This is a genomic window from Treponema sp. UBA753 (assembly GCF_002297325.1).
In the GTDB taxonomy this organism is placed as follows: domain Bacteria; phylum Spirochaetota; class Spirochaetia; order Treponematales; family Treponemataceae; genus Treponema_D.
Window position 1 is genome coordinate 11627 of record NZ_DBKJ01000040.1, and the last position, 22670, is coordinate 34296.

The window sequence follows — 22670 nt, forward strand, 5'->3', positions numbered from 1 at the left end:
ATTTTTTTGCAATGTTTAAAAAGCAGCTTTGGAATTTTTATTAAAGCATCACGGCTTAACTTCGCAGAAAAAAAACCGATAATCAAACGAGGACTAGTTTTAAAATCTGCTTCTGCTAGAAACTAGCTCTTAAACTTATCAAAGCAAAATTAGAAGGTAAAAATACAATGACAAAAAAAGAAAGAATTGCCGCAACTCTTACAGGAATTGCCTTGTATTGCGTGGCGGCTTTATTTTCTATAGGTCTTTTTCTTGGCGCGCTGGACTTTGGACTTTCTTCAGGAAAAAATATTCTTTTTAAAATGGGAGAAATGCTCGTTTCTGTTTATGGAATTTGCTCCATTTTAATTCCTGCGTTTTTCTTTGTGGCAGGTTCTTTTTGTTTAAGCGCAAAATGGTCAGTTCAAAGAGCTTTTATCCTTTTAATAAGTATTGTTCCTTTTTTTACACTTGTAATCGCCGAGCGGACTTCCAAGGCTATTGCAGCTCAGGACACAAGCCCGATTGCCTTTGCTAAAATTTTCACATTGGTAGCCATTGCGTTTCTCCTTGTTGCGCTTGAGTATCTGCTTGCCGTAACTGCCGCAACTTACCTTGAAAAAGCAGTAGAACAAAAAATTTCCATCGACATAAAAAAAATCAAGATTAATCCCAAAAAAATAAAAACAATTATCAAGAGCAAACTGAATTTTCCAAAGCAAAAAATTTCTGTGCAAAAAGAAAAAATGCAGGAAGAGAAAGAAGAGGAAAAAATTCCTGAAGAAGAGCTTGATTTTGAAATTCCGCAAAAAAAAGTTCGCGGCGTCTGGTCAATTGATTCAGAAGGAAATGTAAAAGGCAAAGTTTCCGCGCCAGAAGAAAAACACGATGAAACTGTTCAGGAAGAAATTCAAATTCCTGAAAACGAAGATTCCGCCGAAAAAAATGAAGAAGACATAATCGATTTGTTTGAAAAAAAATCAATGGATTTGACAGAAGAAATTTCAAAAGCTGAGCAGGAAGAATTGGAAACTTCTGAGCAAATTGATTACGACATTGATTTTGAAGAGCCAGAAGATTTTTTAGAAGAACAAGACAACGAATATTTTGACATTCAAGATGAAAACGAGCCAGAGGAATCAGAATTTTCTGAAACAGAAACTCAAGCTGATGAAACAGAACTTTCGGAAGACGACTTTGAAATAAAAGACGAAACCGAAGAATATCCAGGCGAAAATGAAAACCATGAAACTGAAAACGATTTTGAAATAGAAGATTTTGATTCTGAAGAAAATTTTAAAGAGCCAGAAGAAACTCAAGAAATCTCTTTTGAAAATGCAGATTACAAAGAAAATATTCCAGCTGAAAATTTCAATGCTGAAATAAATGAAGAGAATACTTTAGAAGAAAAATCCGAACCTTCAAATCTTGAAAGTGTTTTTTCAAAAATGGAAGAAGACGCTCGCATTCAAGTTGAAAAGGAAAATATTCCATCTCAAGAAAAAAATTCCGCGCCAATCGCATTTACAACAACAGAAGACGGCAACACAAAGCCAATTCCGCTTCCACCGAAAAAGAAAAACAACGGTCCTTATAAAATTTCCACAGACTTGCTCACAGCTTATGACGAAAACAAATACTGGATTATCGACGAAGAAACCGAGCAGGCTGCAAAAAGCCTAAAAGACACTTTAAGTGAATTTAAAATCGATGCAGAAGTTACAGGAATAAGAAAAGGTCCGGTTGTAACGATGTTTGAACTTCTTCCTGCTCCTGGAGTAAAACTAAGCAGAATTGTAGCACTTTCAGACAACATTGCATTGCGTCTTGCGGCAAGCTCAGTCCGCATTGTCGCTCCAATTCCTGGAAAACGCGCTGTAGGAATTGAAGTTCCAAACAAAAACCGTGCGATTGTTTCGTTCAGGGAATGCATTGAGCAGCAAAGAAATGAATGGAAAAAAATGGCAGTTCCTGTTGTTCTTGGAAAAGATATTCAAGGCGAAACTCAAATAATGGATCTTGTAAAAACTCCGCATCTTTTGATTGCTGGTTCAACAGGAGCCGGAAAATCAGTCTGCGTAAACAGCATGATTCTAAGCATTTTGTACAAACGGAATCCGCATGAAGTAAAGATGATTCTTATTGACCCGAAAATAGTCGAGCTTAAACTTTACAATGGGATTCCGCATCTTTTAACTCCGGTCATAACGGAACCCAAAAAAGCAATGCAAGCACTTCAATATTGCCTTTGCGAAATGGAACGCCGTTACGCAGTTTTAGATAGCATGGGATGCCGCGACATAGCAAACTACAATCGGAAAATTGTTGAGCAGCACATAGCAACGGAAAAACTTCCGTATTTAATTGTAATAATCGATGAGTTTGCGGACTTGATGGCAACAACAGGAAAAGCTCTTGAAGGCGTTGTAGCTCGACTTGCAGCAATGAGCCGTGCAGTTGGAATTCACCTCGTTCTTGCAACACAGCGTCCTTCCGTAGATGTAATTACAGGTCTCATAAAGGCAAATATTCCAAGCCGAATTGCATTCATGGTTGCCGCAAAAATGGACAGCCGAATAATTATCGACCAAGTTGGAGCAGAAAAACTTCTTGGAAAAGGCGATATGCTTTATGCCAGCGCAACAGATCCTTTCCCAGTAAGAATCCAAGGAGCATTTGTAAGCGATCAGGAAGTTGAAAATGTTGTTGAAGCCGTAAAAGCCTGGGGCGAGCCGGAATACATTGACGATGAAATTTTCGTTGATGATGAAGATGACGAAAACGCAGATCAGCTTTCTCTTTTTGGAGAAGGCGCAGAAGATCCTCTTTATGAAAAAGCTCTGGACATTGTAGTTCAAGCTGGAAAAGCAAGCGCAAGCTATATTCAGCGCAGACTGAGCATTGGATATAACCGGGCAGCCCGGCTTGTAGAAGAAATGGAAGAGCGCGGAATTGTAGGACCTGCAAACGGTTCCAAACCACGCGAAATTATTCATATGCCATAAAAAGGCTAAATAAAATGAAAAAGATTATAACATTTATCGCATTGACAATTTTTGCAGTTCGCGCATTTTCTCAAAATAAAATCAAATTCAATGAAACTTGGAGCTACGTTCTTACAGGATATGAAAACGAATTTTCCGCGGACTTGCCGATAACTGACATTTGCTACTTTAGCGCAGAAATAAATGAGTACGGAGAAATTCCTTCAATCCCAAACCGGGAAACAATTCCGCCTGAATTCAACGGAAGAGTTCATCTTGTTGCAATTTGTGAAAGCCGTTCACTAAGCCACTTTGTAATCGACCCGAAATACAAAGTTTCGAAAAAAACAATTAAAACTCTGGCAGAAGCAACAAAAAATTTCGATGGCCTTCAAATTGACTTCGAGCTTGTTCCAAAACGCGATGCTGAAAATTTTAAGGCTTTTCTTAAAAAACTGAAAAAAGCAATCGGCAAAGACAAAATGCTTTCTGTATGTGTTCCTGCAAGAACAAAGTCAATTCAAGATGATGTCTATGATTACACAGAACTTGCATCTTGCGCAGACAGAATTTTTATAATGGCTTACGATCAGCACTGGGCAAAAAGTACACCAGGACCTGTTTCTGGAATGGACTGGTGCAAAAAAATTGCGGATCACGCTTTAAATACAATTCCTTCTGAAAAAATAATAATGGGCTTGCCTTTTTATGGAAGAAGCTGGGCTGAACCAAATTTTTCCAAAGCATGGTATAACAGCGGAATAAACAGAATCCTCGGTGAAAATTCCGCATTGGAAAAAATTCAAAGAACTGAAGATATTCCGCACTTTGAATTCAAAACAGAAATCACTGTAAAAGGCTGGTTCGATGACAAGGAATCCTTAACAGCAAGATGCCTTATGCTTTCTGAAAAAAACATTGCAAATGCCGGATTCTGGAGAATTGGTCAAGAAGACAAAGAATTCTGGCAAATTCTTTCTGTTTCAGATTAATTTTTCATCAATACCCATCACTCATGCTTCTGTTTATATCGCGCTGATAAAGTTCCTGATAAACAAGGCTGCGTTTCTTTAAATCTTCTTTTGTTTCCTGTGGGAAAGGAATATAACGCCAGAAAATTCCGCGGACTTCTTTTTCAAGTTTCTGTGTTCCCATAGATTCTTTTGTCATCCAAAGAATATAGTCCTCTATAAAGAACTGCTTTATGTCGCCCTTCATTTTGTGCTCTTCAAGATACTGATAATAATGTCCAGTAAGTCCGTCGCTCATCCAGTCAAAAGAAGCTTTTTCTTTAGCAACTTGCCATCTTAAATCAGCAACCGCAGTAAGGCACGCAATCTTTAAATCGCGCGGATACATTGGAATCGCAATACGCCCGCGGCTAGAAAGTCTATTGTAACGGTCAAACGGTTCCCAGCAAAACCCAACATCACCATAAGTTGGAACAAGCAAAACATAAGGAACAATTCTATGCGGAACATTCTTATGTATGCGGCAAAAGCACTGCGGGTCAATCGATTCTATCCAAGACAGCTCGCGGATTACATTCTCGCGGAATCCAGTTCCTTTTTCTGTACAGTGAAAAAATTCCCTTGTAAAAATCGGATACTGATTTCCTTGGCGGCCACAAGTCATTTTTGCCATCTGGCGGATTGTGCTCATTTCACCAAGAATTTCTTCTTTTCCGACATTGACTTCTTCCACAAAATCAGTTGACTTGTCATTGAGGCTCTGCTCCGTCTGTTTTGCTTCCTTAAAATCCTCAAGATGCTTTGAAAGCTCTTTGTCTATTTTTTGAAGCTGCCGGAAATCATTTATAACATCAGAAAAAAGTTTTCTCTGTAAATCTGTGTAAGGATTTTTATGAGGCTCAAGTCCAGGCAGTGAATCATGCTGAAAAATATCGCGGATTTTGCCTTCAACTGAATTTTCCAAATTAGCCCTTTCAGCTTCTTTTGCATTCAAAAGACTTTCTGAGGTCTGGATTTTTCCATTGTTCTTGCTTTTTAAAGCCATGATATGCTGTTGTTCTGCAACAGGTCCTTTTGCAACACCTCTTGTTGGAACTTCGTCAGTCGTACTAGGCTTCATGTGTCCAAGCGCAACAGAACGAATCCATTCATCCATATAAAGAATCGGCTCATAAGTATTGTTCTTGTCTATCGCACGGGCAAACATATTTTTTTGCTCTGGAGTTGCCAAGGACGGAAGCAAAATGCCAAATCTCATAGCCATTCTCTTGCAGTCTTCAATAGAAGAACTTGCCATTTTTGGAGCAAGATTTCTTAGAAATTCCCAATAAGCCGTGATTATCTGCTGGCGGTAAACTGTTCGGTCTTTTTTATCCTGGCAATTAAGATACTTTACCAAAAGTGAATGAAGCCTCTGGGAACTTGCGCCTTCTCCTGTAAGGCATTTTTTATAATACGCAGGATCATCATAGCATTTGCTCGGAGTATCTTCAAAATATTTTTCAATTGGAGCAAATGATTTTATATTTAAATCAACTTCAGGAACACAACCGTTCATTTTGGGCTTGCCTGATGCTTTTTCAGCTACAAAATTTTCAAAGTCTTTATTCTGCGGTCTGCTAAAAGAAGAAATTCCGTCTTTTTTAGGCACATTTAATTCCACTTCTGGAATTTCATCTTGAGTGTCAGCAAGCAAGGCAGCAATACTTGGATCAATATCATCATCAAAAGCCATGTTGTTCTCCAACTTTATTTAAATGCATTTTATAAAAACAAATCTTCATCTTATTATAACATGACTATCTTAGTATTGCAAAGCAATAAATGTTATAAACAAAATCTATAGCCAAATATAAAAATATAATAATTGACAGTTCAAGCAAGAAAAGATATTTTTAGTTTATCTTAAATATTTTTGGAGGAAGAAAAATGAAAAAAATATTAACATTGACTGCAGCAGTTTTTGCAGCAGCGCTTTTGTCTGCACAGGCAAAATTAAAAGTTGGGGCAACTCCTGTTCCTCACGCAGAAATGCTCAATCTTGTAAAAGATGATTTAAAAGCTCAGGGCGTTGACATTCAGGTTATTGAAATGACAGATTATGTTATTCTTAACGATGCACTTGAAAGCGGCGAGCTTGACGCAAACTTTGACCAACACATTCCTTACATGGAATCCACAAACAAGGAAAAAGGCTATCATCTTGTAAACGCAGGTGGAATCCACATCGAGCCAATCGCACTTTATTCAAAAAAAGTTTCAAAACTTTCAGACTTGAAGAAAAAGGCGACAATTGCAATTCCAAACGATCCTACAAACGGAGGACGCGCGCTTTTGCTTCTTCAGGCAGCAGGACTTATTGAGCTTAAAAAAGACGCAGGAATAACAGCGACAACTCTCGACATAGCAAAAAATCCGCTTAAACTTAAATTCAAAGAGCTTGACGCAGCTTCAATTCCACGCACTTTAAATGATGTTGATGCGGCTGTTATCAACGGAAACTACGCAATTCCAGCAGGACTTTCTGCAACAAAAGACGGACTTTTTGTAGAAGGAAAAGATTCGCCTTATGTTAATATTATCGTTGTAAAAGACGGAAATCAGAATGATCCTCGCGTAAAAGCACTTGTAAAGGCATTGCAGAGCGATAAAATCAAGAATTACATTTCTGAAAAATTCAAAGACGGCGAAGTTGTAGCCGCATTCTAAATCTACATTGAACAAAAAGGGCTTGCATTAACTGTAAGTCCTTTTTTATTTTAAATTGAAATCTGCTTTAATATTTTTGTAAGTTCTGTTTTTTCTATTAAATCAATTGGGCGGCCCTCAATGTATTTTTTGCTTTCCTCTGAAAAAATTCCTGCGGAAACACAAAATCCGCGTTCAGCATTTACATCGCTCATGTGCTCATGGAATTCCCTTATGTAAATTTCTCCGACAGAACCTGTTGTCCTAAAAAACCTGAACAAAACAACATCTTGCCAAGTTGCTGCAAAAATTTCAGTTAAAATATCAGTATAAAGCGAGTCGTTTTCTATGTTTTGAATTTTTACGTTTGAATTTTTATACTTAGTCAAAATAAATTTCCGGCAAAGCGTTACAAAATCATTGCTATTCGCGGAAATATAAATTTGCAAATTGCTGTTCTGGCTTAGCTCCTGATAACGGTTTATAAGTGAATTTACATCCTTGTAATTCTGAACAGAATTTCGAATTGACTTTAAAAGCGCAAGGCCTTTTGCAATCTGCTTCTTTTCAAAATAGCAGCGTGCAAGATTGTATTCAATTTCAACTCTTATGTCAGAAGGCTCGTTTTCGTGCTTAAGTCCGATTTCATAATCCTGAACCGCAGAATTCAAATCATTTATTTTTGTATGAAAAATTCCAGCTCTAAGACAAGACCTTGCGCCATAAACAGGATCAGCTCTAAGATGCATAAAAATTTTTATAGCACGATCTCCGCGTCCTTCTTGAAACATTGCATCCGACATATTAAAAAGCGCTTCTTTGTTTGAAGGATCTTCATCCAAGGCTTTTTTAAAGAAAGAAAGACATTCGCGGTATTTCTTGGCAAAATAAAGGCTTTGTGCAAGTAAAAAATAAACACCGCTAGATTCAGGCTTCGCAAGGATAGCTTTTTTAAACAAAGGCACAGCTTTTTCATACAGCTTTTGGCTGAACATTGCCTTGCCAAGGTAAAAATTATTTTCAAAGCTGACAGAATTTATTTTGTATGCGCTCACTAAAGCCTGGACTGCTTCTGGATTTTTTCCAAGCTGAAGCGCGCTAATTCCAAGCCGCAAAAAACACTCGCCTAGATTAACAACTCCAGATTTTGAATCAAGTTTTGAAATGTCGTTATAAATCAAATATGCCTTGTCCCAAATTTGGCTCGAAAAATAAACATCGCCAAGCGGAATAAGTCCTGCCGGGTCATGCGGATTTTTCGCAAGTTTTTTATTCGCCTCTTTTATAATCTGAGCTTTATTCCTATTGCTAGTTTTTTTCTCTTTGGTGCTGCCGCCATTTTTTCCCATGAACAAAGTAAGAACTGCAACAAGAGCAATCATTATAACACCAGCAATAAGATATGACATATTCTAAAACCTTCCTTATCAAAGCAAAATTATTTGAGGGAATTTCAAAAGTTCTTATGAACCCAAAAATTCCCCCGTTTATTATTTATCGGAATTTTTTAACCTTACCAAAATTTAATTTTTTCGGCATTCCTGAACAAAATCTGCAATTCTATCCAAGGCAACTTTTATTTTATCAATAGCAGTTGCATAACAGCATCTTATGTGTCCTTCTCCGCCCGCTCCAAAAACGCTTCCTGGAACAACAGCAACATTATGCTTTTGAAAAAGCTTTGTAGCAAAGTCTTCGCTTGAAAGCCCTGTTGAAGAAATGTCCGGGAACATATAAAAAGCTCCAGAAGGCTCTGGAACAGGGAGTCCCATATCACAAAATGCCTTGTACATCAAATTTCTTCGCTGCTGATAGCTTACACGCATTTTTTCAACTTCAGACCAGCCGTTGCGCAAACCTTCCGTAGCCGCATACTGACTGAAAATTGGCGCGCAAATTGTATTGTATCCATGAAGCTTTACAATCTGAGCAAGAAGTTCAGCAGGAGCCGCAATATATCCAATTCGCCAGCCTGTCATTGCAAAAGATTTTGAAAATCCGTTAAGAATAATCGTGTAATCTTTCATTCCGGGGAAAGAGCCAATTGAGACATGTTCCGCTTCATCATAAGCAAGCTCGCAGTAAATTTCATCGCTTATAACCCAAAGCTGATGTTTTTTTACAATTTCCGCAATTTTTTCAAGTTCCTCTTTTGGAATCATTGTTCCAGTCGGATTGTTTGGAGAACAAATCATAACAGCTTTTGTTTTTGGAGTAAGTGCATTTTCAATTTGCTGCGCAGTCGGATAAAATCCATTTACGCTTGTATCAACAGGAACAACATTGACTTCGCAAAGACGCGCCAAAGGAACATAATTTACATAGCAAGGCTGGCATACAATAATTTCATCTCCGGGATTAAGAATTGCACGCAAAGAAGCATCAACGCCTTCACTTGCTCCAACCGTTATAAGAATTTCTTTCTGCGGATTATAATGCATATTGTATTTTTGCATATATTTTGAAATTTCTTCACGCAGCTCAAGCAAGCCCCAGTTTGAAGTATAGCTTGTATGTCCTTTTTCAAGATGATAAAAAGCTTCCTCACGAATGCACCAAGGAGTTGGAAAATCAGGCTCTCCAACAGAAAGCGAAATTACATCGTCATGCCCAATCAGCATTTCAAAAAATTTTCGGATTCCGCTTGGTGGAGTCTGCACCATTGACGAACTGAATTTATCTTCTCTTGTATTCATTTAAGCCATTGCTCCTTCCCGGCTGTCGGAATTTTCTTCTATATAAACAATATCATTTTCTTTGTAAGTCTTTAAAATAAAATGGGTTTTTGTTGAGCGCACACCTTGAAGCGTAGAAAGTTTTCTTGCAACAAAAAGCGCCACTTCCTGCAAAGTTTCGCCTTCAATTATTACCTTTAAATCGTAGCCGCCGCTCATAAGATAAAGAGATTTTACCTGCGGAAACCTGTAAATTCTGTCAGCAATTCCATCAAATCCATGCTCGCGTTCTGGTGTAACTTGAATTTCAATTTCTGCGCAGACTTTTTCTTTTGCCTTGGAATCTTTTTCAGGATTTATAATTGCGGCATATTTCATAATAACGCCGTCATTTTCAAGTTGCTGGATAATTGACTTGACTTCTTCAACTGATTTTTTTGTCATCGCGGAAATATCTTCTACAGAAATACGCGCATTATCACGCAGCAAATTTAAAATTTCTTCTGTGCTGTCCATTTTTAACCTTCTATAAAATTAAAATTCTAAATTAGTCCTTTCGTGCTTGGAATTTCTCCGTTGCGTCTTGAATCAATTTCCACCGCCTGACGAATTGCCCGGGCTGCTGCTTTAAAAAGTCCTTCGATTTTATGATGATCGCTTCTTCCGCGGATTGTATCAAGATGCAAATTGCACTTTGCGCCGTTTACAAATCCCTGCCAAAAATCCTCAAAGCAATCAGTTTGAAACGAAGAAGATTTTTCGTCCTGTCCAATTGAAACAAGCGGAATATTGGAAAGAGCCGCATTTACAACGCAAAACGGACGTCCGCCAAAATCAACAGCAGCCTGCAAAAGACTTTCATCCATAGGATAAATTGAAAATCCGCTTCTATAAATTCCTGCGCAGTTTCCCAAAGCAGAAGCAAAGCATTGTCCAAGAACAATTCCTGTGTCTTCTATAAGATGATGCTGGTCAACTTCCAAATCGCCTTTTAATTCTCCGCTCAAATCAAAAAGTCCATGCTTGCAAAAAGAATTCAGCATGTGACCAAAAAAGCCTATTGGATTTTTTACAGAGCATTTTCCAGTTCCGTCAAGATTTAAAGAAAGTTCTATTTGTGTTTCGCCAGTTATGCGTTTTATGCTTGCAGTTCTTTCCATTTGAAAAATTCCTTACGACATGACTTTTCTAAGTTCATATTCCAAAATGTCTGTGGCTCCAAATTCTTTGAGCTTTGGAAGAAGAACTGGAACTTCACTTTTTTTAACAGCGGTTTTTACAGCATATCCTGAATCGCCAAAAAGCGGACTTACAGTCGGGCTTCTCATAGACGGAATTGCCTTTACAAGCGTGTCAAATTTTTCCTTGGAAACATTCATCTCAAGCATAACACGGTCGCGCGCATCAAGAACCGCAGAAAAAAGCATTTTGAGTTCAAGAATTTTTTGTTTTTTTTCTGAATCAGCCATCGCCTCTTTTGACGCATACATTCTTGTAGAACTTTCCATGAGAGTGTCCACAATTTTTAAACGGTTCGCCTTCAAAGAAGAGCCTGTGCTTGTATTGTCAATAAGAATCTGCGCAATTGAATCTTCTGTGTTTTGAACAAATCCTTCGCTTGTTCCCCAAGTACGGAAAATTGTTCCGTTGATTTTTTTTGCTTCAACCCATTTTTTGCTTAGATTCTGGTATTCAGTTGCAATTGTAACATTTTTCTTTGCAAGCTCTTCATAGTCAAAATCTTCTGGAATTGCAGCAACAACACGAACAGGATCAAATCCCAAATCCATTATTTCAACAAGTGAATCTTCGACGCCATTTTCAAAAACCCAGTCTTTCCCGGAAAAAGCAATGTCAGCTTTATTTGCCGCAAGAAGAACACTCGCAATCTGCGGCTTTACAACTTGAAATGCAAGGTCTTTTTGATTTGTTATAGGAAAATATGTTCTGTCTGGAAGCTTTAAAGAAATTCCAACATCGCTTAAAAGCTCATATACAGATTCGTAAATTCTTCCTTTTGCCAATAAAATTTTTAATTTTTCCATAATATACAATTATAAATTGAAGTTGCCTCTAAATTCAAGTTGCAGAACAAACATAAAAACTAGCGGCGCTCAACAGTTCCGTCAGATTTTGCAATAAAAACTTCTGGCTTTATCTTTGTAAAAAATCCGCATTCAACAACGCCGATTATTCTGTCGATTTTTTCTTCCATTTCCTGTGGATTAACAGGAGATTTCCATTTGCAGTCCAAGATAAGATTTCCGTTGTCTGTGATTACAGGACCGGCTTTTTTTACGCCTTCACGCAGAACACATTCCGCACCAAGTTTTTCCAAGGCTTTAATTACAGGAACTCGGGCTTCAGCTATAATTTCAACAGGAAGCGCAAAACCAGTTCCAAGGCTTTTTACATCTTTTGAGGAATCCGCAACAATAGCAAACCTTGCTGAATTATATGCAATGATTTTTTCACGGAGCAATGCCGCGCCGCCGCCTTTTATAAGATTGTTGTCAGGATCAATTTCGTCTGCACCGTCAATTGCAAGGTCAAGACTTCCATTTATTGCTTTGTCGTTCAATGTGTAAACTGGAATTCCAAGTTCTTCACAAGCCAATGTAGTCTGAAAACTTGTTGCAACGGCCTTTATGTCTTTTAAAGTTCCGTCTTCAATTCTCTGTGCAAGTCTTTTTACAGCCGGCATTGCAGTAGAGCCGGTTCCAAGTCCGATTTTCATTCCGCTGAAAATTTTCCCTTCTTTGATTAAAGAATCAACTGCGGTTGTTGCAGCTAAAATTTTTTGTTCGTCTTTAGAAATACACATCAGTATTCAACTCCTGTATACAATTCAAATTGCCTATATCCCTGATAAAGAAGCATGCTGAATCCATTGCAGATTTTGCAACCAGCCTCTCTTGCGCGCACCATTATCGGAGTGGCTTTCGGCATATAAATTATGTCAAACAAAGCTTCCTTTCCATTGAAGTCATAAAAATAAAGCGGATCATTTTCAGGATTAGAAAGTTCTTCGCAATGCATTCCTTTTGAGGTGGTCTGAATAATCACGTCTGAATATTTTCTAATCGTAGAAACTGATTCAAAATTCAGTGGAGCATATTTAAAATCGTATTTTTCAGCAAGTTCTTTTGCCTTTGACAAAGTACGATTAAAAATACAGGCTTTTCCGCCGGAATTATAAACAGCATACGCAACTGCTTTTGCAGCTCCGCCCGCTCCAATTATAGAAATTTTTTTATGCTTTAAATTTTTTAAATTCAGAAATTCAAGCAGCGCTTTTAAAAAACCTTCCGCATCTGTGTTGTACGCAAGCCATTTCCCATCTTTTTTTATCAGCGTATTGCTTGAACCAATTTCAAGCGCGGCATTGTCCACAAAATCAGCCCTTGCAAGAGCTGCTTCTTTATGCGGAACAGTTACAGAAAGTCCCTGCACTCCAACTTGCTCAGAAAAATCAATCGCCTGCTCAAATTTTTCAGCAGGAAAAGGAATATAAACAGCATTCATTCCGTGGCGGCAATAACCTGTATTATGAAGCTCAGGACTTGAAGTGCCAGAAAGAGGCCAGCCGGTAATTCCAAAGATTTTAGTTGCTTCATTTATAGATTTTGTTCTGTAAAGTCCGCCGAGTTTTACAGCATCCAAGTGAGCAATATTTGACGTATTTTGAATGGATTCCGGCGCGGAAGTGTATGTCAAAAAGTTTTTCAGTTTTGCACCAAGAACTCTAGTCGGAATTCCCATCGTGCCCATCGCAAGCAAAATATGATTGTTACCAGAAATTTTAGAAGCCTGCTCAAAAAGATTTGTAACATCATCAAGAGTGTGAGGCATAAATGCAATCTTTGGAATTTCAAGTCCGGAAGGATTCAGTTCTTTTAGCCGCTCCAAAATATTTCTTACGGGATTTTTCATATCATGGAAACTTCGGATTACTTTTGTCTCAAAGGCAAGAGTCGCATCTTCAAGGCTTGAAATATGAAAATCTTCCTCAAAATCAACATAGGCAAAATTTTTAGTTTTATCCTCATCGGCAAAAGAAAGCGCACGGGCAAAAAGAATTGTGCGGGCAGATTCTCCTTCTACAAATTTTCCGCCATCAATTTCACGCCTGATTGTCAAAATGCACGGCAAGCCAGCCATTGACGGAAACCGCCTTGCATAAAGCCGCTCATCTTGATTTAAAAAATCAACACGCAGCTCCGCCATGTCAACATAACTTCTATATTTGTTAAGAAGCTCCAAGTCTTCTGCAAGAGTTTTTTCAGTCAGCGTAAGACAAACTTTTGGCGATTCCATTTCAAGACTCCTTTGCAATTAAATTTAAAAATGAAGCTGAACTTCTGATTTTTTTTACTTTTGAAATCAAAGCAATTGAAACTTCGTATTCTTCAACTGAATTTGTTTCAGGATTTTTGCAAACTAAAAAAAGAATTTGATTTTTTACAACAGCTCTTGGAACGCCTATTAAAATTTCTTTTGTTGTAGACATTTCAAGTTCAACCAAATCTTCATTCTGAAGTGCGCTTTCCAAAACTCTGAGCTTTCCTGTAAAATTCATTCCGCTCGCCTCGGTAAGTTCAAACTTAACACTTTCAGGCCTAAGCTGATCCGAAGACAAAACCACGCGCCGTTTTATTCGATCCACAAGCCCTTCTTTTTGCTCTGCGGAAGCTGAAATATTTTCAAGTTGATTTTTAAAATCCTCAAGAATTTTAGAAACTTCTTTTTTTGAGCCAAGAGCCATAGAATTTTCTGTGGACAAAATTTCTGAAGAACAAGATAAAATTTTAGAATCAAAATCAATTTCCGGAAAACCCAAAGCAGGCGCAGTTTTTTTTGCGGATTTTACATTTCCAACAAAATCAAGCCCAAGACGCGCAACACAATTTTTTGCCTGCTCATCGGATGAAAAATTCATCAAAAAAATTCCAGGCGACAAAATTTCAATAATATACGATGAAAGTTTTTTTTCAATTACAATAGAATTTTCAGGGCGAATTTTTAAAACATAACCTTTATAAAGCGCAGCCGAATCATAAGAATCTGCCCATTCATCAAGCGAAACCAAAAGATTCTGCGGAATTTCGTAATGCGAATATTTTTTTAAAATTGCGGAAATCTGCTCTCTCGTCATTTCAAAATCAAAAGCTTTTAAAACAGACTGTCGCGTAATTTCAAAAACAGCAGCTGTGTCGCATTTTTTTGGACAAAGAAATTTTATAAGCGGAACAAGCTCCGAAAGCAAAAATCCCGGCAAAACTGTAACTGAAAAACCTGCATCAATGCTCAAAGAACCTTGCGATTTTTTTTCTTCAAAAATCTGATTCACACAAATAAATTCATTTTCACCTTCAGAAACTGAATCGACAATTCCAAGTTCAATCGCGCAGTCAAGCATCGCATCTAAAAAATTTGAATCAACACAAGAATTTTCTGCAGAAGCTCCAAACGCAACAATTCTTGAAAAACGGCTAAAAGAATTTTCGGAGTAACGAGAATTTTTATCTTTTAGCAAAAAAGCAATCTGAAGAATTTTCTGTCTTGTGTAAACTTCTTGCTTCAAAAATGAAAGCGTCTTGAAAAAAATTTCCGCGCTAGACAAAATCATGCTTCTTGAAAACGAACCTGTACAAGCGGCGCAAATATATGCAGATTGATTTCCAAAAGTCAAATTTGAAAAAAGCTCAAGTTTCTGCCAGTCAACAAAAAATCCTTTTCCTTCAGAATCTTCCTGAACAAGATGAAGATTTTTGAGGGCTTTAAAAAGTGTTTCAAAAAATTCCTTGTTGAAATTCTCCTGAAAAATTTCCGCCAAATCAGAAGCCGCTTTCTTTTTCAGCTCTCCGTTGTTTTTGCAAATATCAGGATGGCTTGAAATATAACAGATAAAAACTGCAAGAAGTTCAGAAGAAATTTTTAGCCGACGTTCAGGAAATTTTTTTGCGTTTTCTGGACTTATCAAATTTTGCAAATTCAACAAGCCGCTCAAATCATCTTCAAGATACGGATTTATTTTTATTAAGTTTTTTTCAGAATTTTTCCCACGGACAGAAAAAATCAAAAGACGTTCTTCAAGGCTTGCAACTGCGCTGTAAAATTCTCCTTGCTGAATTGAAGACGAAAAAAATTTTTCAAGTTTTTCAACATCAGGCTCGTTCAAAAATTTTATCGCCGTAAGAATTTTTATATCAGTGCTGTCAAGAAATTTTACAATTGATTCCCGGGTTTCTTTTTTGCGCAGAAAAGCTCCGATTTCTTCCGCCAGCTTTTGTTTGTTATAAGGAGTTTTTACTTCGCCAAGATAAATTCTGACTAACTCGAAAAAAAATTTGTCCGGCAAAGTACAAAAACTTTCTCGCCATTGAATTATCTTTTGAACTTTTGCATCTAAATTCATTGGCCACATCCTTCAATTTGAATCGGAACTTCAAGCTCGTCAAAACTATTTTCATTTTCGTAGCGGACAATTCTATACGAATATCCTTGCTCGGCTAAAAATTTTTGACGGTTGCTTCCAAAATCTTCTTCAACTGTTCCACGCGTAATCAAAGTAAAAAATCTTGAGGTTCTTTCTTTTGGGCGAAGAATCCTTCCAAGCCGCTGAGCCTCTTCCTGTCTTGAACCGAAAGTTCCGCTCACTTGAATAGCCATGCTTGCATCCGGCAAATCAATTGCAAAATTCGCAACCTTGCTGACAACAAGCACACGGATTTTTCCGTTTCGAAAATCATCATAAATTATATCACGTTCGGAATTTTTTGTTTTTCCAGTAATAATTGGAACATTTAAAAGATTGGCAATAATTTCAAGATGAGTTAAAAATTGCCCGATTATAAGGATTTTGTCATCCTTAAATTTTTCAACAAGTTCCTGAACAATTTTATTCTTCAAAGGATTTTCACTTGCAATTCTGTGCTTTTCTCTGTTTCCCGCAACTGCATATTCAATTTCTTTATTTTCCGGAAGCCCAAGACGAACTTCAATGCATTCTGCCTTTGCAATCCACTTTGCCTTTTCAAGCTCCTTCCAAGGAACATCATATCTTTTAGGACCAACCAAAGAAAAAACGTGGCCTTCACAACCATCTTCACGCACAAGAGTCGCAGTCAGCCCGACACGCCGCACAGCCTGAAGTTCTGCCGCAACTCTAAAAACAGGAGCCGGAATCATGTGAACTTCATCGTAAATAACAAGCCCCCAGTTGTTCTGCCTGAAAAGTGAAAAATGCGGATACGGACCATTTTTGTCAGGACGCCAAGTAAGAATCTGATAAGTGGCAACCGTTACAGGTTTTATAGTTTTATTTTCGCCAGTGTATTCAGCAATCTGGCCCGCATCCAAATCAGTTTTATCAATAAGCTCATCTATCCACTGATGAACAGCTGTAATATTTGTAGTTATAATAAGCGTATTGGTCTTTAAAAGGCTCATTATTTCCATGCCGACAATTGTTTTTCCTGCACCGCAAGGAAGCACAATAGTGCCGAATCCTGTTCCCGGTCCTTTATTCCCAACAAGCGCATTTGCCGCAGCTTTTTGATATTCACGGATTGAAAAAGGCCGTCCGCTCAAAGTTGTTTTCCGCAGATTTATTTCAAGAGGCGAACCATCTTGCAGCGGAACATCATCTTTTACAGGCCAGCCAATCTTTAAAAGATTCTGCTTAACAATTCCGCGGTCTGTAAGCAAAAGTTTAAAGCAAAAATTCTTCTCTTTTTCTGAAAGTCCTGCAGAAAATTCTTTTGCGCATTCACACGGAACAAGAAATTTTCTGGCAAAGGCATTAGCTTCAATCTGCTTAAAAACATGCGGAGAATTTGAAACAAGATAAAGATATTCTTCCTTTATTCCGTCAGAATTTTCAACGGAAGGACCTTGAACCAGCCTGAGTTTTCCAAAACGCCCGGAAGTTTCTTCAATCCAAACAACAACGCTCTGCGGAATTTCATAACGGGAAAATTTTTTTAAAGTTTCAACTGCCTGCTCGCCTGTAAACCCTGCGCTTTCAGCATTCCACAATGAAAGAGATGAAATTTGATATGTATGCAAATGTTCAGGAGAGCGCACAAGTTCCGCAAAAGGAATCAAGGCCGCCCTGCATTCTTCGGCAAGAGGCGCATGGACATCAAGCAAAAGAGTTCTGTCAGACTGAACAATTAAAGGATTTTCGCTTTCAGGCATATCAGCGTATTATATAATGAATCAGCAAGGCTTACAATATTTTACGACAGAGCGTATAAAAAAACCGGTCTGCCAACGACAAACCGGTTTTTTGAGGAGAGTCTATCTATGAAAAACAACAAGAGTTTTCCGACATTTTTTATTTTAAGCCCGGAATTTAAATTTGTCAAATTTTTGTTGACAAAATAAATTTATTATAATAATATCATTATTGTAATAAATACAAATTTATAAATAATCAAGTGTAAGGAACTTAGGAGGTTATTATGAAAAAATGGGTTTGCAAAGTATGCGGATATGTTCACACAGGAGACAATGCGCCAGAAGAGTGTCCAGTTTGCCATGCAAAAAATGCTTTCAATGAAATGGTTGAAACAAAAGGATTTGCATGCGAACATCAGGTTGGTTCTGCAAAAGGCTTGGATGAAGAAGTTGTAAAAGGACTTCGTGAAAATTTCGCCGGTGAATGCTCGGAAGTTGGAATGTACCTTGCGATGTCCCGTCAGGCAGATCGCGAAGGCTACCCGGAAATTGCAGAGGCATACAAACGCTATGCTTTTGAAGAAGCCGAACACGCAGCAAAATTCGCAGAACTCCTTGGGGAAGTTCTTACTGATTCAACAAAGAAAAATGTTCAGATGAGAGCAGACGCGGAAGCAGGAGCTTGCGAAGGAAAACTTCAGCTTGCAAAACGCGCAAAAGAACTTGGCTACGATGCAATTCACGATACTGTGCATGAAATGGCAAAAGATGAAGCGCGCCACGGAGCAGGATTCAAAGGAATAATGCAGCGTTATTTCAGCAAGTAAATTAAAAAAACACTGTGCTTTGAAAACATTTTCATTGCATGGTGTTTTTAAATTCCAAAAAGTTTCAAGAGAAAAAATGAACCACGAACAAATCGCAGCAAAACTAGAAGAAAAAAATATCCGCCCTTCAATTCAAAGAATGGCAATTTATAAATTTCTTGCGGAACATCCAGTTCACCCGACCGTTGACACAATTTACACTGCACTTTCTCCGCAAATGCCAACTTTATCGCGCACAACTGTCTACAATACGCTTAAGCAGTTTTCTGAATGCGGACTTGTGCAGACAATTACAATTGAAGATGGCGAGCTTAGATACGATGCGGACACTTCAAATCATCTGCATTTTAAATGTGTAAAATGCGGAAAAATTTTTGATATTTTTAAACCAGTCGAGCTTCCATCGCAATTTTTACAAGACGGATTTAAAGCAGAAAAAATTCAAACCAATATCTGGGGAATTTGCAAAGACTGCTCTTAATTCTACTGAAAAAGAATCAGTCCTTCCGGATTCATTGCTCTGTAACGAATCCGGCATTCAACAACAGCAATCAAAACTACAACAAGTGAAAACCAAAAGAACATGCTGTCCATTTTAAATCCCGCAAAATAATTGTAGATTCCGTGCAGCAAAACCGCCAGAACAAACGGATAAATTTTAAAGCTTCTATTCTTTAGATTGAAAACAAAAAGCCCCGAAAGTCCTGCGCAACAAGAATGAATAACAACCGCAGTCAAAAGTCTAAGTTCAAGATTTTTAATTCCAGATGCAATATAAATCAAAGTTTCAAAGCAGCCAAGCGAAAGTCCGCTCAAAACGGCGCAGGCAAAAAAAACTTTCATCGACATTTTTTTTGACGGAAAAAGAAAAAACACCGCCATTTTTATAGTTTCTTCAACAACGCCGTTTACAAGAATGCTTTTTATCAAAACGGAAAAAAGAGAATGCACGTTAACCAGCCTGAAAACTTCCAAAAAAAACTGAATTGCCACAATCGGAACAACAGCAAAAAGTCCGCAGAAAACAGCAATAAATCCAAAGCTAAGCTTGAATTCTTTTATAAGAACAACCATGCAAGCCAATGCCGCCAAAACAGGAATTGTGCAAATTAAAAACGGTGGAATCAAACCTATAAAATTCATTTTATTTTTTCTCCGCCCTAAACTGCTCTATTACAAACTGAACCGTTCCGCGCATTTCATCAAGATTTTCCTGATTAAGAATTCCAAGCCGGAAAATTGAAGTTTCCAAAAGACAGTAAAGCAAGCTGTTTATTTCCTTTATGGGAAGATTTTTTATTTCACCTTTTTTTTGTCCGCGGATTAAAACCATATTCATCAAATGCTGAATTCTGATAACGCGCCTTGTTACACGGTCGTTTATATCCACGCCGCTTTTTTCAAGCTGCATAAGATACATTTTTAAAACACGGAAAAACGCCCGGTTGCTTTCCGCAATGTCGATTATGCACAAAAAAATCTGCTTAAGGCATTCTATGGAATCAATCTGGCTGTTTTTTATAATTCCAATAAGTTCCTGCTCAACATCGTTTGTAAGCTGCTTTATGCTCCATAAAAAAATTTCACGCTTATTTTTAAAATATATATAAAGAGTTGTACGAGTAATTCCGCATTTGTCTGCGATTTTCTGGTAAGTAACATCTTCGTATCCATCTTCTATAAAAAGCTGAAATGACTTTTCAAGAATTTCCCTTTTGCGCTTTTCGTGCTCAACAACAATCGCCATATTTTACCTGTAAATATAAAAAGAAGTGTCCAAATTTCCAGCTTTTAAAGGCTTTACCGCGGAAGCTTTTTTTCCAAGACAGTTTTCAAAAGATTTTTGACTTGTAATAATTCCCATCTGCCAGTTTTCAAAATTTGAAATCAAGCTGCCCATTTTTCTATAAAGGTTTTCGGCCTGAATCTCATCGCCCAAACGCTCGCCATAAGGAGGATTGCAAAGTATAAGTCCATTTTCAAATTCTGAATGCAAAGCTTCAAAATCACTTACAAAAAATTCAGGACGTTCAATGCGCATATCGCTTCCAATCAGCTGCAAGGCTCTTCCTGCCATTGTGCAAGCGTGTTCCGCATTCATTTTTGCACGGTCAATTGCAAACGGATCTATGTCGCTTCCGGCAATATGGCATTCAACATCTGTGCGGATTTTTGCAGCTTCCTCTTTTTTTATTTCAAGAGCGCGGGAAGCATCACATATAGAAAGATTTTCATAGGCAAAATTTCTTCCAAGACCTGGAGCAACGTTGTGAGCATAAAGAACCGCTTCAATTGCAATTGTTCCGCTGCCGCAAAAAGGATCATGCAAAGGAGTTTTTCTGCGCCACATCATTTCCTGCAAGAGAACCGCTGCTGTTGTTTCACGCAATGGAGCTGCGCCTCCTTCAGTTCTGTATCCGCGCTTATGCAAAGACTGCCCGCTCGTATCAAGCAAAATCACAGCTTCGTCCCGTTCCATATAAACACGCACATCCGCCTGATTTCCAGATTCCGGCAAAGAATTCATGCGCCAGACATCTCCAAGCTTTGTATAAATCGCCTTTTGAATCATTCCCTGAATTGTATGCTCGCTGTTAATCCGGCTTTTATAAACACGGACTTTATCCACAACAACACGCACATCCTTTCTAAAAAAATCCTGCCAGTCAATTCTATAGCAGCCTTCAAAAAGAGAATCGAAGTTGTCAGCTTTATAACGAGCCATCTGAAGATAAACTCTGTCGCTCGTCCTAAGACAAAAATTTGAGCGGTACAAAGCATCGTTGTCGCCTAAAAACGAAACACGACCCGGAGCGTTTCCTGCAAGAGTATAGCCCAAATGTTTTATTTCATTTCCAAGAATTTTTTCTGCGCCAACTGCGCAAAGAGCAACAAAAGTATTCATAAATGACATTTTAACATTTTATGTTCACTTACACAAGAAAACATACAGATTGAATTTTTATCCACGGATGATTCTGGCACGGACACAGAAAACTACAGGGAATTTTAGAGTGTTTATTTTAGTCCAGCCATATCAAAATGCCTTCACTTTTTCTGCGAATTCCTTTCTGCCGCTTGTTTCGGTCTTTTCGTATATGTGGGTCAGGTGCTTTTTTACGGTCGCAAGGGAAATAAAGAGAGTTTCTGCAAGCTGAATATTTGAAAGTCCGCCTAGAACAAGATAGCCGATTTCACTTTCTCGCCGGGAAAGTCCGTTTCTAGCCGCAAATTCAAGGTACTTTTCTTTGGAAGGAATTTTTTTCTGCCCCTGCCCACAAGATTCCACTTTGCTTTCTTTATTGTCTTTCAGCCTGAAAATCAAAAAAAGCATCGCAAGAACTGCAAAAAACGAAATCAAGCTTCCAAAAGAGGATAAAAGCCTAAGCTTTTCGTCTGCAATTCCCGCCGCCTGGACAAAAATCGTAAGTGTAACCGAAAACGCATACAAAGCCAGACACAGAAGAAACACCCCTTTTTTCATCGCCCCGCCCCTATTCCTCGTCAAGGTTCATCGCGTCAATAAGAGCAGTCCGAACATTCGCATCCAAAGGAATAAGAATGAACTCAAGAGCCGCCGTGTAGAATGCCGAAATACAGACCACCGCAAGATTCTTTCCCAGCATGGAAAAATCTGAAACAAACGAAAGGCACACAATAAGCGCGATAAACACGCTGAAAAATCCGCCGATAAGAACAAACCGCTGCATCATTGAGACAGCCTTTTCACTGCGTTTGAGAAGAGCCACGCTAAAGTCCTTTTTTCCGGCTGAAAAAGCGCGCATAAAGTCGCCCCACATTCCGCTGCACACCATAGGCGGAACAGAAAAAAGCAGAAGAAACACAAGCGACGGCAAGTCCACGAACATAGGAACAAGCGACAAGTCCCCCTTTATCAGAAAAATCGACAAAACAAGAGAGCAAACCATGACAAGAAGCTCCACGCATACCACAAAACCGACATTCATTTTCTTTTTCATAAAAACCTCCGCTAGATTTTTGCAGACGGAAACACTGCCGCCTGTGTTAATAAAAAATCTACCACCGAAAATCCAGTTTGCATATTATACTTTTGCACTTTTCAGGTGGAATTTTTGGATTTCTACAGACACAAAAACTTTAACGACCTTCCCAACACGATTTCATCTCATTCAAAAACTTTTACACGTTTCCCAACGCAATTTTTAGTCATTCGAAAACTTTAACGACTTGCCCAGCGCAATTTCAGCTCGTTCGGAAACTTTAACGACCTTCCCGACACAATTTCTACTCATTCGAAAAACTTTATGCCTTGCCCAATGCAATTTCTGCCCGTTCGAAAATTTTTATTCGCTGCCCAAGCTGTTTTCGGCTTATAAAATT

Annotated in this window: 20 protein-coding genes; 5 read left to right on the plus strand and 15 right to left on the minus strand. The window is 38.2% G+C overall.

The genetic code is table 11. The annotated features are described in order from the left end of the window. Positions 1 to 167 precede the first annotated feature (167 nt). Together B4C08_RS02985 and B4C08_RS02990 are read left to right on the plus strand one after the other, a co-directional pair. On the plus strand, positions 168 to 2984 hold the full coding sequence (locus B4C08_RS02985; RefSeq protein ID WP_296662673.1) for a DNA translocase FtsK: 2817 nt from the start codon (positions 168 to 170) through the stop codon (positions 2982 to 2984). Between the two features lie 14 nt (positions 2985 to 2998). Beyond that, complete coding sequence (locus tag B4C08_RS02990) at positions 2999 to 3955, plus strand: glycosyl hydrolase family 18 protein (RefSeq protein WP_296662676.1); 957 nt, start codon at positions 2999 to 3001, stop codon at positions 3953 to 3955. A 7-nt stretch (positions 3956 to 3962) separates the two neighbouring features. Here B4C08_RS02990 and B4C08_RS02995 read toward each other — a convergent pair whose 3' ends face one another. Then, entirely contained in the window at positions 3963 to 5669 is a 1707-nt protein-coding gene (locus B4C08_RS02995) for a hypothetical protein (RefSeq protein ID WP_296662679.1), read from the minus strand. 194 nt (positions 5670 to 5863) lie between these two features. Here B4C08_RS02995 and B4C08_RS03000 point away from each other — a divergent pair, with 194 nt between their 5' ends. After that, entirely contained in the window at positions 5864 to 6643 is a 780-nt protein-coding gene (locus B4C08_RS03000) for a MetQ/NlpA family ABC transporter substrate-binding protein (RefSeq protein WP_296030254.1), read from the plus strand. Between the two features lie 50 nt (positions 6644 to 6693). On the opposite strand, the gene B4C08_RS03005 is transcribed toward B4C08_RS03000, so the two are convergent. The 9 genes from B4C08_RS03005 to B4C08_RS03045 form a co-directional block, all read right to left on the minus strand. Next, the gene (locus tag B4C08_RS03005) at positions 6694 to 8031 is read right to left on the minus strand and encodes a tetratricopeptide repeat protein (protein ID WP_296662684.1); all 1338 of its coding nucleotides are present in this window, start codon (positions 8029 to 8031) and stop codon (positions 6694 to 6696) included. Between the two features lie 114 nt (positions 8032 to 8145). Further along, a complete protein-coding gene (locus tag B4C08_RS03010) occupies positions 8146 to 9318 on the minus strand; it encodes a pyridoxal phosphate-dependent aminotransferase (protein WP_296010581.1) in 1173 nt (390 codons plus the stop codon). Beyond that, the gene (locus B4C08_RS03015; protein WP_013702642.1) at positions 9319 to 9813 is read right to left on the minus strand and encodes an Lrp/AsnC family transcriptional regulator; all 495 of its coding nucleotides are present in this window, start codon (positions 9811 to 9813) and stop codon (positions 9319 to 9321) included. Between the two features lie 26 nt (positions 9814 to 9839). Next, positions 9840 to 10457, minus strand: a complete 618-nt coding sequence (locus B4C08_RS03020; protein WP_296010585.1) for an imidazoleglycerol-phosphate dehydratase — start codon at positions 10455 to 10457, stop codon at positions 9840 to 9842. A gap of 12 nt (positions 10458 to 10469) precedes the next feature. Beyond that, entirely contained in the window at positions 10470 to 11342 is an 873-nt protein-coding gene (hisG, locus tag B4C08_RS03025; RefSeq protein WP_296662688.1) for an ATP phosphoribosyltransferase, read from the minus strand. A gap of 59 nt (positions 11343 to 11401) precedes the next feature. Next, complete coding sequence (gene rpiA, locus B4C08_RS03030) at positions 11402 to 12121, minus strand: ribose-5-phosphate isomerase RpiA (protein ID WP_296662691.1); 720 nt, start codon at positions 12119 to 12121, stop codon at positions 11402 to 11404. After that, a complete protein-coding gene (locus B4C08_RS03035) occupies positions 12121 to 13614 on the minus strand; it encodes a type I 3-dehydroquinate dehydratase (protein WP_296662693.1) in 1494 nt (497 codons plus the stop codon). Before B4C08_RS03035 ends, rpiA begins: the two co-directional genes overlap by 1 nt. Before the next feature lies 1 nt (position 13615). Beyond that, positions 13616 to 15715: a helicase-associated domain-containing protein gene (locus tag B4C08_RS03040; RefSeq protein ID WP_296662696.1), complete on the minus strand. Its 2100-nt coding sequence runs from the start codon at positions 15713 to 15715 to the stop codon at positions 13616 to 13618. After that, complete coding sequence (locus B4C08_RS03045; RefSeq protein ID WP_296662699.1) at positions 15712 to 17499, minus strand: DNA repair helicase XPB; 1788 nt, start codon at positions 17497 to 17499, stop codon at positions 15712 to 15714. The genes B4C08_RS03040 and B4C08_RS03045 overlap by 4 nt, the downstream gene beginning before the upstream one ends. A gap of 266 nt (positions 17500 to 17765) precedes the next feature. Here B4C08_RS03045 and B4C08_RS03050 point away from each other — a divergent pair, with 266 nt between their 5' ends. Together B4C08_RS03050 and B4C08_RS03055 are read left to right on the plus strand one after the other, a co-directional pair. Next, the gene (locus B4C08_RS03050; protein WP_013702649.1) at positions 17766 to 18308 is read left to right on the plus strand and encodes a ferritin family protein; all 543 of its coding nucleotides are present in this window, start codon (positions 17766 to 17768) and stop codon (positions 18306 to 18308) included. 76 nt (positions 18309 to 18384) lie between these two features. Continuing rightward, positions 18385 to 18789 (plus strand): Fur family transcriptional regulator, encoded by a 405-nt coding sequence (locus B4C08_RS03055; RefSeq protein ID WP_296662702.1) that lies wholly within the window; start codon positions 18385 to 18387, stop codon positions 18787 to 18789. Positions 18790 to 18791: 2 nt separating this feature from the next. On the opposite strand, the gene B4C08_RS03060 is transcribed toward B4C08_RS03055, so the two are convergent. From B4C08_RS03060 to B4C08_RS03080, 5 genes are all read right to left on the minus strand, one after another. Continuing rightward, positions 18792 to 19451 carry a PrsW family glutamic-type intramembrane protease gene (locus tag B4C08_RS03060; RefSeq protein ID WP_296662704.1) on the minus strand — a complete coding sequence of 220 codons (660 nt, stop codon included), beginning with the start codon at positions 19449 to 19451 and terminating at the stop codon, positions 18792 to 18794. A 1-nt stretch (position 19452) separates the two neighbouring features. Beyond that, positions 19453 to 20055, minus strand: coding sequence for a TetR/AcrR family transcriptional regulator (locus tag B4C08_RS03065; RefSeq protein ID WP_296662706.1), 603 nt, complete (start codon positions 20053 to 20055; stop codon positions 19453 to 19455). Between the two features lie 3 nt (positions 20056 to 20058). Further along, positions 20059 to 21213 carry a THUMP domain-containing class I SAM-dependent RNA methyltransferase gene (locus B4C08_RS03070; protein ID WP_296662709.1) on the minus strand — a complete coding sequence of 385 codons (1155 nt, stop codon included), beginning with the start codon at positions 21211 to 21213 and terminating at the stop codon, positions 20059 to 20061. A gap of 132 nt (positions 21214 to 21345) precedes the next feature. Next, on the minus strand, positions 21346 to 21792 hold the full coding sequence (locus tag B4C08_RS03075) for a response regulator transcription factor (protein ID WP_296662711.1): 447 nt from the start codon (positions 21790 to 21792) through the stop codon (positions 21346 to 21348). A gap of 10 nt (positions 21793 to 21802) precedes the next feature. Next, on the minus strand, positions 21803 to 22288 hold the full coding sequence (locus B4C08_RS03080) for a hypothetical protein (RefSeq protein ID WP_296662714.1): 486 nt from the start codon (positions 22286 to 22288) through the stop codon (positions 21803 to 21805). Positions 22289 to 22670: the final 382 nt, after the last annotated feature.